Origin of the sequence: Micromonospora sp. NPDC000121 (assembly GCF_042899165.1) — a bacterium.
Classification (GTDB): domain Bacteria; phylum Actinomycetota; class Actinomycetes; order Mycobacteriales; family Micromonosporaceae; genus Micromonospora.
The window spans coordinates 228,883-240,495 of sequence record NZ_JBIAZP010000001.1; the positions used below are offsets into that span (position 1 = coordinate 228,883).

The following is an 11,613-nucleotide window of genomic DNA, read 5'->3' on the forward strand; positions in this document are numbered from 1 at the left end:
GCCGGTTGACAACCCCCTGGTCAGCCGATCTGTTCCCGGACCTGCCGCTTCAGCCGGGCCAGGATGGCCGTGCCGCCGCGCACCCGCAGCGGGCTGATCGCCTGCGCCAGCCCCATCCGCTGATAGAGGTCGTCGGGGACGGCGAGCACCTCATCCGGGCTCGCCCCGGCCAGCCCCTCGGCGAGGATGCCGGCGAACGCCCGCGTGGTGGGTGCCTCCGGCGGGCAGTCGAAGAGGGTCTCCACCGTCTTCTCCGGCGTCACCCGGGCGCGCAGGAAGAACGCCGTCTGGCACTCGGGCACCTGCTCCATGCCCTCCCGGTCGGTGGAGTCGGCGGGCAGCGGAGGGACGACGTCGGCGTACTCCAGCAGCATCTCCAGCACCACGTCGCGGGGCGCGGTGGCGAACTCGTCGACGATCTCGGACAGCCGGGCCGGCATGGAAGACATGCTCCGAGGCTACCGCCGTCAGGAAGGGCCCCTTCCGCTACCGAAGGCGTTAGGAAGGGGCCCTTCCTTACACCTCAGACGGTGGGGGCCTGTTCGCTGATCTCGCCGAGCGCCGATTGGGGGTCGAGCTGCATCGCGAGGTCGCCGAGGGAGACGATGCCGACCAGCTTGCGCTCGGCGTCGCAGACCAGCACCCGCCGGATGCCCCGCTCCCGCATCAGCGCCGCCGCCTCGGCCGCGGTCGAGTGCTGCTCGATCATCACCACCTCCCGGGTGATGATCGAGCCGATCGTGGTGGCGGCCGGGTCGCTGCGTTCGGCCACCGCCCGCACCACGATGTCCCGGTCGGTGAGCATGCCGGCGAGGGTGGCGCCGTCGGTGACCACCACGTCGCCGATGTCCGCCTCCTTCATCACCCTGGCCGCCTCGTCCAGGGTGGTCTCGGCGGGCAGGTAGATGACCTGCTTCGTCATCACGTCGCTGACCCGGTAACCGGTCATGAGAGCCTCCAGAGAACATCCGGCCGATCGGACTGCCGTACCCCGTGGCGCGCCCGCTACACCACGTCGCCGCGCTCCCGGCGGACTTCCGCGACGAGTCGCTCCGCCAGCCCGTCGACCGGCAGCTCGACGCGCTCGCCGGAGGCCCGGTCGCGCAGCTCGACGTACCCCTCGGCGAGGCGGCGGCCGACCACGACGGCGCGGGGGATGCCGACCAGCTCGGCGTCGGTGAACTTCACCCCGGCCGAGACATGCGTCCGGTCGTCGACCAGCACCCGCAGGCCGGCGGCGGCGAGCCGTCCGCCCAGCTCCAGCGCCGCCTCCAGCTGCGGACCCTTCCCGGCGGCGACCAGGTGTACGTCGCACGGCGCGACCGTCGCCGGCCAGACCAGCCCCCGCTCGTCGTGGTGCTGCTCGGCGATCGCGGCCACCGCCCGGGACACCCCGATGCCGTAGCAGCCCATGGTCGGCCGGACCGGCTTGCCTGCCGGGCCGAGCACGTCGACGGCGAAGGCGTCGGTGTAGCGGCGGCCGAGCTGGAAGATGTGCCCGATCTCGATGCCCCGCCGCATGGTCAGCTCGCCGGTGCCGCAGGCCGGGCAGGGGTCGCCGGCCCGCACCTCGGCCGCCTCGATCGTGCCGTCGGGCACGAAGTCCCGACCGCAGACCACTCCGGTCGCGTGCCGGCCCGGCTCGTTCGCGCCGGTCAGCCAGGCGCTGCCCGGCACCACCCGCGGGTCGACCAGGTAGCGGATGCCGAGCTTCGCCATCACCTGCGGGCCGATGTAGCCGCGGACCAGCTCGGGGTGGGCCTCCCAGCCGTCGAAGACGTCCACGGTGGCCGGCGCGACCGCCGCGCCGAGCCGCTTCAGGTCCACCTCGCGGTCGCCGGGCAGCCCCACCACCAGCAGCTCGGCCTCCTCCGCGCCGGGCCGGCGCAGGCGGAGCACCACGTTCTTCAGGGTGTCGGCGGCGGTCCAGTCGTCCCGGCCGCCCAGCCGGCGGGCGTTGGCCAACTCGACCAGGCTGGCGATGGTCGGGGTCTCGGGGGTGTCGTGCACCTCCGCCGCCGGCTGCGCGTCCGGGTCGCCGGCAGGCGGGGCGGGCGTGGTCACCGCCTCGGTGTTCGCGGCGTAGTCGCAGGCGGTGCAGCCGACGAAGGTGTCCTCACCGACCGGCGTCGCCGCCAGGAACTCCTCCGACGCCGAACCGCCCATCGCCCCCGACGTCGCGTGCACGATCGTGTGCTCCAGCCCGAGCCGGTCGAAGATCCGCCGGTACGCGCCCCGGTGCCGGTCGTACGCCGCCTGAAGGCCCGCGTCGTCGAGGTCGAACGAGTAGGCGTCCTTCATCAGGAACTCTCGCCCGCGCAGCAGGCCGGCCCGGGGCCGGGCCTCGTCCCGGAACTTCGTCTGAACCTGGAAGAGCGTCACCGGGAAGTCCCGGTACGAGGTGAACAGGTCCTTCACCAGCAGCGCGGCCAGCTCCTCGTGGGTGGGCGCGAGCAGGTGCTCGGCGCCCCGCCGGTCGGCGAAGGTGAAGATGTCGTCGCCGTACTCCGTCCACCGGCCGCTGGTCCGGTACGGCTCCGCCGGCAGCAGCGCCGGGAAGTGCACCTCCTGGTCGCCGATCGCCGTCATCTCCTGCCGGACCACCTCCGTGACCCGGTCCAGCACCAGCTTGCCCAGCGGCAGCCAGGTGTAGCCGCCCGGTGCGGCGCGACGGATGTAGCCGGCGCGCAGCAGGAGCCGGTGGCTCGGCACCTCCGCGTCGGCCGGGTCCTCGCGCAGGGTCCGGAGCAGCAGAGTCGACATGCGTAGCAGCATTGCCGCAGCGTACGACCGGGCTGCCGGACGGGCGATCGGATTTGGCTGGCTCGCCGGCCGTTCCGCATGCTGCGCACGCCGACCGGGGCGATCGACGTCGGCGATCCGGGGGTGTCCGAGTCGCGGTGGAGTTGTTGCGCTACCTCGGTCAGCGCCGCTTGGCGAAGTCGACGAACGACTGCCACGCCTCGGGGGCGAACCGGAGCGTGCCGCCGCTGCGGTCCTTGGTGTCGCGCACCAGCACCACGCCGGGCAGGTTGTCGGCCACCTTGACGCACTCGCCGTTGCCACTGCGGGTGGACTTGCGCCAGGTCGCGCCGGTCAGGTCCATGACGTGATCACTTTCTTCATCAGCTCGACCGACTGCCGCCGAGGCAGTGCCTTGCTGCGGACGCTCTCCCATCTCGCGATCACGATAGCCACGTCTTCGTCCTTGTCGACCGGCGTGCCGCCGAGCTGGTTCTCCAGATGGCCGACCCATCCGCCGTCGCCGCCCAGCGCGAGGGTGAACGGACCGGCGAGTCCGACATGTGTGCTGACCTCCGCCGGGATGACGTGCACGCTGAGGTGCGGACGCTCGACGCACTGGGTCAGGTGGGTGATCTGCTGTGTCATGATCCCCCGGAAACTCTCGTCGGCTCGGCGGAGAACGGCCTCCTCGATCACCGCCACGAGGATGTCCAACCCGATCTGCTGGTTCCGGTGCCGGACCGCCGTACCGCCGCCATCCCTGCCCCGGCGGGTTCGGGGAACGAACCTGCCGGGCTGGATGCGCGAGCCGACCAGGGTCCTGCCGACCACGGGTCCGGGCCGCCCGGGCCGGCTGACCCGGGCGCAGGAGTGGCGGGCCAACGGGGGTCGTTGGTGATCTCCGGCCAGCTTCCCGTGCCGCGCCTCGGCCCGTACGCCGACCGGCCTCGGGCGTATCCACCGGACCACCCGCCGCATCTGCCCATCCGCCCGCTGTGGCTGTGCCGGGCCTGCGGCCTGCCGTGGCCCTGCGCCTCCGCCCGGCTGCTGCTCAAGGTCGAGTACGACGGCCGGCACCTGGACCTCGCCGTCTACCTCTCCGGCCTCTACCACGAGGCGAGCCACGACCTGTTCCGGCTGAACCCGCACGACGGCCCGACACCACGCGACCTGTTCGAGCGGTTCGTCGCCTGGGGCCCCTACCGCCGGCCTCTGGTCGAGCCGGCGGACCCGCCTTCCTGACGCCGCCGATGACCTCCGCCACGTTTGTCGGGCAGGCGACGCCGGTCGCGGCGGAAGCGGTGACAGACTGTCCGGCGCTACGGTTCGCCGGAGGTTCGGAGGGGTCACCAGTGCGCTGGCGCAGCTTCGTGGCGGTGGGAGACAGCTTCACCGAGGGCATGGACGACGCGTACCCGGACGGCACGTACCGGGGCTGGGCGGACCTCGTGGCCACCCGGCTGGCCGCCGAGGCCGGCCCCGACTTCCGGTACGCGAACCTGGCCATCCGGGGCCGGCTCTTCCCGAGCGTGGTGGCCGAGCAGGTGCCGGCGGCGATCGCGATGAAGCCCGACCTGATCAGCTTCGCCGCGGGCGGCAACGACGTGCTGCGCCGTACCTTCGACCCGGACGCGCTGGTGACCCGCTTCGACGACGTCGTGCGGGACCTGCGCTCCGGCGGCGCCGACGTGGTCCTCTTCCGGTTCGCCGACGTGATGGCCCGACTGCCCGGTCAGCGGCTCGTCGCGCCCCGGGTGCAACTGCTCAACAAGGCCGTCGGCGAGACGGCCGAGCGGCACGGCGCGATCCTGGTCGACCTGTACGCCGACGACACCTACCTGAACCCGATGCTGTGGAGCACCGACCGGCTGCACCTCTCCGAAGCCGGGCACCGGCGGGTGGCCGGGCAGGTGCTGAGCGCGCTCGGCGTGGGCTGCGACGAGGAGTGGCTGATGGTGCCGCCGCACCCGGCGTCGACGCCCTGGCTGGCCGCCCGGGCCGCCGACCTGCGCTGGGCCGGGCAGCACCTGGCGCCGTGGATCAAGCGCCGGCTCACCGGCCGCTCCTCCGGCGACACGGTCACCGCGAAGCGGCCGGCCCTCGGCCCGGTCACCGACTGAGCCGCTCTCACCCTGCACACCGCGCCGCTGCTGCGGACCAGCCCCGACGCCCCGCCGACCGCCGGGGCCGCCGTCGTGGTCCGGGCCGACCGGATCGTCGCGGTCGACCCGCTGGCAGAGTTGACCGGGGCGCACGCCGGGGCCAGGCTGCGCCGTGAAAAGTGGAGGACAAGATGATTTATCAGCAAGAAGAAATAGAACTTGCAAAAGATGTTGCTGTGCAGGCTGTCCAGAAGTCTGCTTTCAGCTCCCGAGGGAAAGAGTTCCTTCTGTCGAAGCTGGCATACACATTACAGATTTCTACCAGTCCAACAGACGACGGAGACATTCCGATCGGAGCTGGCAAGTTCGGCGGGCTCCCTGATCTGCCATCTCATCTGGAATGGCCCACATATGATCACCCTGTGGGCGGGAAAACCCCGATGTGCTTTGTTGGTCAGATCTATCTACCGGATGTGAAACCCTATGATCATCATCAGGTCCTACCGGAAAGAGGATGGTTGTATTTCTTCGATTCAATGGAAGCTGAATTCTCCCAAGTTTATTTTTACGAGGGAGGAAAAGAGAACTTACAGCGCACGAACCTGCCCAGTGGGCTGGAGGACAATATTCTTGAGATTTTCAGTAGTTGCACTCTTCGGCTTCGCCCAGTCTGGACCCTACCGGCATGGCCGCCAAGGGAGCTGGATCTGGATCTCAAAGAGCATGAATACATAGGAATTGACGACATGGAGTTGATCGAACTCTATGAACAGTTGCGAGAAGAAGTCCAGGGAAACCGATACAGTCATCAGATGTTCGGCTATTGCTGGTCCTGGGACGATGTGGAGGATCACCTCCTTCTGCTCGTAGAAACGGATAAAAATGCCAATATGATGTGGGGGGACAGTGGTTGCATGCACTACATGATCAAACCTCACCAGTTGGCGCAGAAGAGGTTTGATCAAGTAAAGAACTGGGAGTACTCGTCGTAATTTGACGGTGACGGCGCCTGCGTGGTGCCCGTGGTCGCCGACCGGATCACCCACCGCCGCGCCTGACCGGATGTACGCCGGGGCCAGCTCCGCCGTAAAGCATCGAAGGACAAGATGACCTATCAGCAAGAAGAAATAGAACTTGCAAAAGATGTTGCTGTGCAGGCTATCCAAAAGTCTGCTTTCAGCTCCCGAGGGAAAGAGTTCCTTCTGTCGAAGCTGGCGTACACATTACTGATTACTACCAGTCGAACGGACGATGCAGACATTCCGATCGGAACTAGTAAATTTGGAGGGCTCCCCGATCTGCCATCTCATCTGGACTGGCCCACATATGATTGCTCTTCGAGCGGGAAAACCCCGATGTGCTTTGTTGGTCAGATCCATCTACCAGATGTGAAACCCTATGATTATCATCAGGTCCTGCCGGAAAGAGGGTGGCTATATTTCTTTGATTCAGTAGTAGATGGAATCTCTCAGGTCCACTTCTATGAGGGAGACCAAGAGAGCCTGCAACGCACAAACCTGCCTGATGAACTGGAGGAGAATATTCTTGAGATTTTCGATAGTTGTACTCTTCGGTTTCGCCCGGCCTGGGATCTGCCGGGATGGCGGCCAGAGGAGCTGGATCTAGATTTCAAAGAGCATGAATACATAGGGATCGACGACATCGAGTTTAGCGGTCTCTACAGCAAGTTGCGAGAAGAGGTCCAGGGGAACCGATACAGTCATCAGATGTTTGGCTATTGCTGGTCCTGGGACGATGTGGAGGATCACCTCCTTCTGCTCGTAGAAACGGATAAAAATGCCAATATGATGTGGGGGGACAGTGGTTGCATGCACTACATGATCAAACCCCACCAGTTGGCGCAGAAGAGGTTCGATCAAGTGGAAAGCTGGATGTACTCATCGTAATTTGAAGTGCGCCCACGCCCGCCAGCGGCGGCCCGGGGTGGCCCGGCGCGGTGCCGTACGGTCATGGCGATCCTCAGTGGTCGGCGGTCTCCTCACTGTCACGTGCGATGCGTCGCATTCGCTGCACCGATCTGCGATGGCCGGCCGCGGGCCCGCGATCCGGCGTACCTTGGGGATCATGTCTGTGCCGAGCGATCCTGATCCCCGACTCCAGTCGTACGCGGACCCGCAGCGGCTCGTCACCACGCAGTGGCTGGCCGACCACCTGGGCGACGAGGGCCTCGTCGTGATCGAGTGCGACGAGGACGTGCTGCTCTACGACACCGGCCACATCCCGGGCGCCGTCAAGGTGGACTGGCACACCGAGCTGAACGACCAGGTGACTCGGGACTACCTCGACGCCAAGAGATTCGCCGAGCTGTGCGCCGCCAAGGGCATCGGCCGGGACGACACGGTCGTCTTCTACGGCGACAACTTCAACTGGTGGGCCGCGTACGCCCTCTGGGTGTTCTCCCTCTTCGGCCACCCGGACGTGCGGCTGCTCGACGGCGGGCGGCAGAAGTGGGTCGCCGAGGGCCGGGAGCTGACCCGGGACAAGCCGTCCCGGCCGCGCGCCGACTACCCGGTGCCGCAGCGCAACGACGCGCCGCTGCGGGCGTACCGCGAGCAGGTGATGGCGCACGTCGCGGCGGGACGCCCGCTGGTCGACGTCCGGTCGCCGGGCGAGTACACCGGCGAGATGCTGCACATGCCGGACTACCCCCAGGAGGGCGCGCTGCGCGGCGGGCACATCCCGGGCGCGGTGAACAAGCCGTGGAAGTCCGCCGCGAACGACGACGGCACGTTCAGGTCGCCGGACGAGCTGCGGGCGATCTACGCCGACCAGCTCGGGCTCGCCCCTGACGACGACATCGTGGCCTACTGCCGGATCGGCGAGCGGTCGAGCCACACCTGGTTCGTGCTGCGGCACCTGCTGGGCTACCCGCAGGTGCGCAACTACGACGGTTCGTGGACCGAGTGGGGCAACCTGGTCCGGGTCCCCGTCGTGAAGGGCGACCAGCCCGGCGGCCTGGCGAGCTGACGGTCGGCCGGTCCCCGCGCCGGCTGCGGCCGCGGGGACCGGCCCCTGCCGGGGACCACTGCGGGCCGGGGCGCTCAGCCGGCCGCGAGCGACACCGCGCCGTACAGGTTCCGCGTCACGCCGGTGACCTCGCCGGTCTCCGGCCGCCAACGCAGCAGCCCGCCGGGGTTGTGGCGGAGCAGCACCGCCCCGTCGCCGTCCCAGCCGAGCACCTCGCAGCAGCCCTTCCAGACGTCCCGGCCCAGGTCGAGCAGGTGCGTCACCGACCCGGTGCGGGCGTCCAGCACCGCGACCGCCTCCAGCCCGCCCATGGTCCCGGTGCTGATCCAGCCGGCGCGGGCGAGCCGGTGGCCGTGCAGCCAGCCGCGCCCGTAGAACTCGTCGACCCGGTGGCCGGCGGGCAGCGCGGCGGTGCCGACGGGCACCTTGTCCTGTCCCCGTCCCCGCTCGTCGGTGGCGACGCGGTGCAGCATCAGTCCCGTCGGCGGGCCGCCCAGCTCCAGCAGGAGGTCCGGCCGGGCGGTCGGGTCGGGCGTGGCCACGTCCCAGGGCGATACCGGGATCGCCCGTGCGGCGCCGGTGCCGGGGTCCACCTCGTACGTGGTGTCGTCGTCGCCGACGAGCAGCCGGTCGTGGGACCAGAGGACGTGCTCCAGCCACCCCTTGAGCGGGTAACGGCGTACGGCCGCGGTGGTCAGGTCGACCACGACCACCTCGTCGGTCTGGGCGAAGGCGGCCGTCCGCCCGTCCGGCGAGAGGCTGCCCGTCTTGAGCGGGACCGCCTCGTTGCCGTCCGCGTCGCGGGTCGGGGCGGGCGTGACGACGTCGAGGTCGCGGACGATGCCGTCGTCGCCGAGCACCCGGATCCGGCCGGCGACGCCGCTGTCCCGGTCGACCGGCTGGTAGAGCGCCAGCGCCCGGCGGACCGGCTTGGCGGAGAGCGTCGCGCCGACCGGGTCGCCGAGCCGGCCGAGCGGGTCACCGGGGTAGCGCAGCTCGGCCGGCGGCTGCTGCACGGGCGGGGCGTTCCGGGTGGGGCTGGGCGTCGCGGTGACCGGCGGCGGCGGGTCCGCGGGCCGCAGGGCGACCGCCGTACCTCCGGAGAGCAGGGCGACCGCCACGGCGGCGGCGCCGGCGGCGCGGCGGGTGCGCCGGACGCGCCGGGCCCGCTCCCACGACGCCGCCGCCGGCTGGGCCGGCCGGACGTCCTCGGCGGCGGCGGTCAGCAGCCGGCGCAGTTCGTCGTCCCTCACGGGTTCACCTCCATCCCGGTGACCAGGCCGTCGCCGGGCCGTCCCTCGTCGCGGCCCAGTTCCGGCGCGACCTCGCGGAGCCGGCGCAGCGCCGCGTGGCACTGGCTCTTCACGGTGCCGACGGTGACGCCGAGGGCCTCGGCGGTGGCCGCCTCGGTGAGGTCCTCGAAGTAGCGCAGCACCAGCACCGCCCGCTGCCGGGGCGGCAGGTGACCGAGCGCGTCGCGCAGCGCGAGCCGCAGCGCCCCGTCGCCCTCCTGCGCCGCCCGTTCCGGCGGGTACGCGGCGAGCCACTCCCGTCGGCGGCGCCGCCACCAGGAGACGGCGTCGCGGTAGAGGATGGCCCGCACGTACGCGGCCGGGTCGCCGTGCCGCACGGCGGGCCAGCGCAGGGCGAGCTTGAGCAGCGCGTCCTGGAGCAGGTCCTCGGCCTGGTGCCGGTTGCCGCAGACCAGGTAGGCCGCGCGCAGCAGCCGGTGCTGGTGGCACTCGACGAAGGTGACGTAGCCGTCCCGCCCGTCGTCGGTCGTCGCCGGTCCCATCCGCCCTCCCTCCGGCCGGCCGTCGCGTGAGGCGTCACCTGGCAGACGCACGGGGACCCGGAAAAGGTTGGGCGGCCCCGGCGCGGCTTCGCCGCGCCGGCCCGGCAGGCACCGTTGAGGGGTACGGCACCGCGGCGCGGCGCGCCCCTCCGGCCCGTACCACCGGGAGCGGGTGCCCGGCTAGGCTGCGCCGATGGCGCAGGTGTGGCGGGACTGGGGCGGCGTCCTGCTCGCCGTGGTCGCGGGGCTGCCCCCGCTGGTCCTGGCCACCGCCGTGCTCGCCCGCCGCCGGCGGGACGCCGCGACCGCGCGGGAGGCGTGGCGGCGTAGCGCCGCCGAGGTGGGCGCGGTGGCCGGCACCCTGCCCTGGGTGTGGATGATCCTCACCCCGCGCGCCGCGCCCCGCCAGGTCGACGCGGTGCCGCTGCGGGACCTGGTCGACCTGCTGACCGGCCCGCCGGCGACCGCCGTGGTCCAGGTGGTCGGCAACCTGCTGGTCTTCGCCGCCCTGGGCTTCTTCGCCCCGGTACGCCTGGCCGCGCTGGCCGGCGTCGGCCGGCTGTTCCTGCTCGGCGCGGCCGGCTCCGTGCTGGTCGAGTCGTTGCAGTACGCGCTCGACCTCGGCCGGGTCTCCTCGGTCGACGACGTGCTGCTCAACGCGACGGGTGCCGCCCTGGCCGGCCTGCTGTCCCGGCGGTGGTGGGCGGGGCGGCGGGCGGCCCCGGCGCGGCCGGTCGCAGCATCTGCCACGCCGCGAGGGTGACCAGCACGAAGACCCCGGCCACGGCCGCCGCCACCGGCCCGACCCCGTACGCCGCCCCGGCCAGCCCGGCGAGCGCCGCCCCCAGCGGTGCGGTGAGCAGGCCGACCATCCGCTGGGCGGACCCCACCCGGCCGAGCAGGTGGGCCGGCACCTGACCCTGCCCGTACGCGGCCCAGAGGCTGTTCCACACCGTCGTGCCGGCGGCGAAGACGGCCAGCGCCAGCCCGCCGGGCAGCGGGTGTCGGGCCAACGCGAGCCCGGTCAGCGCGACGGCCTGGGCGGCGAGCACGGCGCGGAGCGCGGGCACCGTGCCGAGCCGGGCGGCCAGCCTGCCCGCCCCCAGCCCACCGGCGAGCCCGCCGAGGACGGCCGCCGCGGCGAACAGCCCGTACCCGGCGGGCGGCACCCGCAGCACGTCGAGCGCGTAGAGCACCAGCACCGCCAGCAACCCGCTGATCGCCAGGTTGCTCCCGGCGGTCAGCACGGTGAGCCGCCACAGCGTCGCGTCCCCCCGCACCCACCGGATCCCCTCGACGCCCTCCCGCCACACCGACCTCCGCCGGCCCTCGCCCCTGCTCTCACCCGCGTCCGGGGCGGGTGTCGGGCGGGCCGGCCGCAGGGCGAGGGTGAGGAGGGCGGCGGCGGCGAAGGTGAGAGCGTCGAGGGCGAACGGGAGGGGTGCGGCGAGGGCGAAGAGCACGCCGGCGGCGGGGGCGCCGACAAAGCCGCCGGCCACCGCCGTGCCGGCCTGGAGGCGGCCGTTGGCCTGCGGCAGGGCGGCCGGCGGCACCACCGACGGCAGCATCGCGAACGCGGCGGCGTCGAATAGGGTGCCGAGCGCGGCGAGCAGGAACGCCACAGTCACCAGCGCCGCGACGCCGGCCCGGTCGAGGGCGACCGCGACCGCGAGCCCACCCACCACGGCGGCGCGCAGCCCGTCCACCGCCGCCATCGTGCGGCGGCGGTCCCAGCGGTCCGCGTACACGCCGCCGAGCAGGCCGAACAGCAGCGGCGGGAGCTGACCGGCCACGGTCACCGCCGCGATCACCCGGGGATCGCGGGTCAGCGTCGCGGCCAGCAGCGCCAGTGCCGGCGTACGCAGGGCGTCGCCGAGGCGCGAGGACACGGCGGCGGACCAGAGCAGCCGGTAGTCGCGGCCGAGCGGGGGTGCGGTCATGACGGCGAGCGTCGGGGGTCGACCGGGTCGAGGGTCAAGCCGT

The 11,613-nt window shown here is 71.3% G+C and carries 15 protein-coding genes; 7 read left to right on the forward strand and 8 right to left on the reverse strand.

The window, feature by feature from the left end:
* Window positions 1-20: 20 nt before the first annotated feature.
* The 5 genes from ACFY23_RS01130 to ACFY23_RS01150 all read right to left on the reverse strand — a co-directional run bounded on the left by ACFY23_RS01130 (window position 21) and on the right by ACFY23_RS01150 (window position 3,459).
* Window positions 21-449 carry a SufE family protein gene (locus ACFY23_RS01130; protein ID WP_350677679.1) on the reverse strand — a complete coding sequence of 143 codons (429 nt, stop codon included), beginning with the start codon at window positions 447-449 and terminating at the stop codon, window positions 21-23.
* Window positions 450-523: 74 nt separating this feature from the next.
* On the reverse strand, window positions 524-949 hold the full coding sequence (locus tag ACFY23_RS01135; RefSeq protein WP_350677676.1) for a CBS domain-containing protein: 426 nt from the start codon (window positions 947-949) through the stop codon (window positions 524-526).
* Window positions 950-1,005: 56 nt separating this feature from the next.
* Complete coding sequence (locus ACFY23_RS01140) at window positions 1,006-2,775, reverse strand: proline--tRNA ligase (RefSeq protein ID WP_350677674.1); 1,770 nt, start codon at window positions 2,773-2,775, stop codon at window positions 1,006-1,008.
* A gap of 148 nt (window positions 2,776-2,923) precedes the next feature.
* Window positions 2,924-3,100: a DUF397 domain-containing protein gene (locus tag ACFY23_RS01145; protein WP_350677795.1), complete on the reverse strand. Its 177-nt coding sequence runs from the start codon at window positions 3,098-3,100 to the stop codon at window positions 2,924-2,926.
* On the reverse strand, window positions 3,097-3,459 hold the full coding sequence (locus tag ACFY23_RS01150) for a Scr1 family TA system antitoxin-like transcriptional regulator (RefSeq protein WP_350677672.1): 363 nt from the start codon (window positions 3,457-3,459) through the stop codon (window positions 3,097-3,099). Before ACFY23_RS01150 ends, ACFY23_RS01145 begins: the two co-directional genes overlap by 4 nt.
* A gap of 177 nt (window positions 3,460-3,636) precedes the next feature.
* On the opposite strand from ACFY23_RS01150, the gene ACFY23_RS01155 reads away from it, so the two are divergent.
* The 6 genes from ACFY23_RS01155 (at window position 3,637) to ACFY23_RS01180 (ending at window position 7,835) form a co-directional block, all read left to right on the forward strand.
* On the forward strand, window positions 3,637-3,987 hold the full coding sequence (locus ACFY23_RS01155) for a hypothetical protein (protein WP_387035701.1): 351 nt from the start codon (window positions 3,637-3,639) through the stop codon (window positions 3,985-3,987).
* Window positions 3,988-4,097: 110 nt separating this feature from the next.
* Window positions 4,098-4,865 (forward strand): SGNH/GDSL hydrolase family protein, encoded by a 768-nt coding sequence (locus tag ACFY23_RS01160; protein WP_350677669.1) that lies wholly within the window; start codon window positions 4,098-4,100, stop codon window positions 4,863-4,865.
* A 75-nt stretch (window positions 4,866-4,940) separates the two neighbouring features.
* Window positions 4,941-5,042 carry a hypothetical protein gene (locus tag ACFY23_RS01165; RefSeq protein ID WP_387035698.1) on the forward strand — a complete coding sequence of 34 codons (102 nt, stop codon included), beginning with the start codon at window positions 4,941-4,943 and terminating at the stop codon, window positions 5,040-5,042.
* Window positions 5,027-5,839: a YwqG family protein gene (locus ACFY23_RS01170; RefSeq protein WP_350677667.1), complete on the forward strand. Its 813-nt coding sequence runs from the start codon at window positions 5,027-5,029 to the stop codon at window positions 5,837-5,839. Before ACFY23_RS01165 ends, ACFY23_RS01170 begins: the two co-directional genes overlap by 16 nt.
* Before the next feature lie 114 nt (window positions 5,840-5,953).
* Window positions 5,954-6,754 (forward strand): YwqG family protein, encoded by an 801-nt coding sequence (locus ACFY23_RS01175; protein ID WP_350677664.1) that lies wholly within the window; start codon window positions 5,954-5,956, stop codon window positions 6,752-6,754.
* Window positions 6,755-6,932: 178 nt separating this feature from the next.
* Window positions 6,933-7,835, forward strand: a complete 903-nt coding sequence (locus ACFY23_RS01180) for a sulfurtransferase (protein ID WP_350677662.1) — start codon at window positions 6,933-6,935, stop codon at window positions 7,833-7,835.
* 74 nt (window positions 7,836-7,909) lie between these two features.
* Here ACFY23_RS01180 and ACFY23_RS01185 read toward each other — a convergent pair whose 3' ends face one another.
* Window positions 7,910-9,088 (reverse strand): hypothetical protein, encoded by a 1,179-nt coding sequence (locus ACFY23_RS01185; RefSeq protein WP_350677660.1) that lies wholly within the window; start codon window positions 9,086-9,088, stop codon window positions 7,910-7,912.
* Window positions 9,085-9,630 carry a SigE family RNA polymerase sigma factor gene (locus ACFY23_RS01190; protein ID WP_350677658.1) on the reverse strand — a complete coding sequence of 182 codons (546 nt, stop codon included), beginning with the start codon at window positions 9,628-9,630 and terminating at the stop codon, window positions 9,085-9,087. The genes ACFY23_RS01185 and ACFY23_RS01190 overlap by 4 nt, the downstream gene beginning before the upstream one ends.
* 193 nt (window positions 9,631-9,823) lie before the next feature.
* On the opposite strand from ACFY23_RS01190, the gene ACFY23_RS01195 reads away from it, so the two are divergent.
* Window positions 9,824-10,393, forward strand: coding sequence for a VanZ family protein (locus tag ACFY23_RS01195; RefSeq protein WP_350819245.1), 570 nt, complete (start codon window positions 9,824-9,826; stop codon window positions 10,391-10,393).
* On the opposite strand, the gene ACFY23_RS01200 is transcribed toward ACFY23_RS01195, so the two are convergent.
* Window positions 10,284-11,570: an MFS transporter gene (locus tag ACFY23_RS01200; RefSeq protein ID WP_350677653.1), complete on the reverse strand. Its 1,287-nt coding sequence runs from the start codon at window positions 11,568-11,570 to the stop codon at window positions 10,284-10,286. The genes ACFY23_RS01195 and ACFY23_RS01200 overlap by 110 nt on opposite strands.
* Window positions 11,571-11,613: the final 43 nt, after the last annotated feature.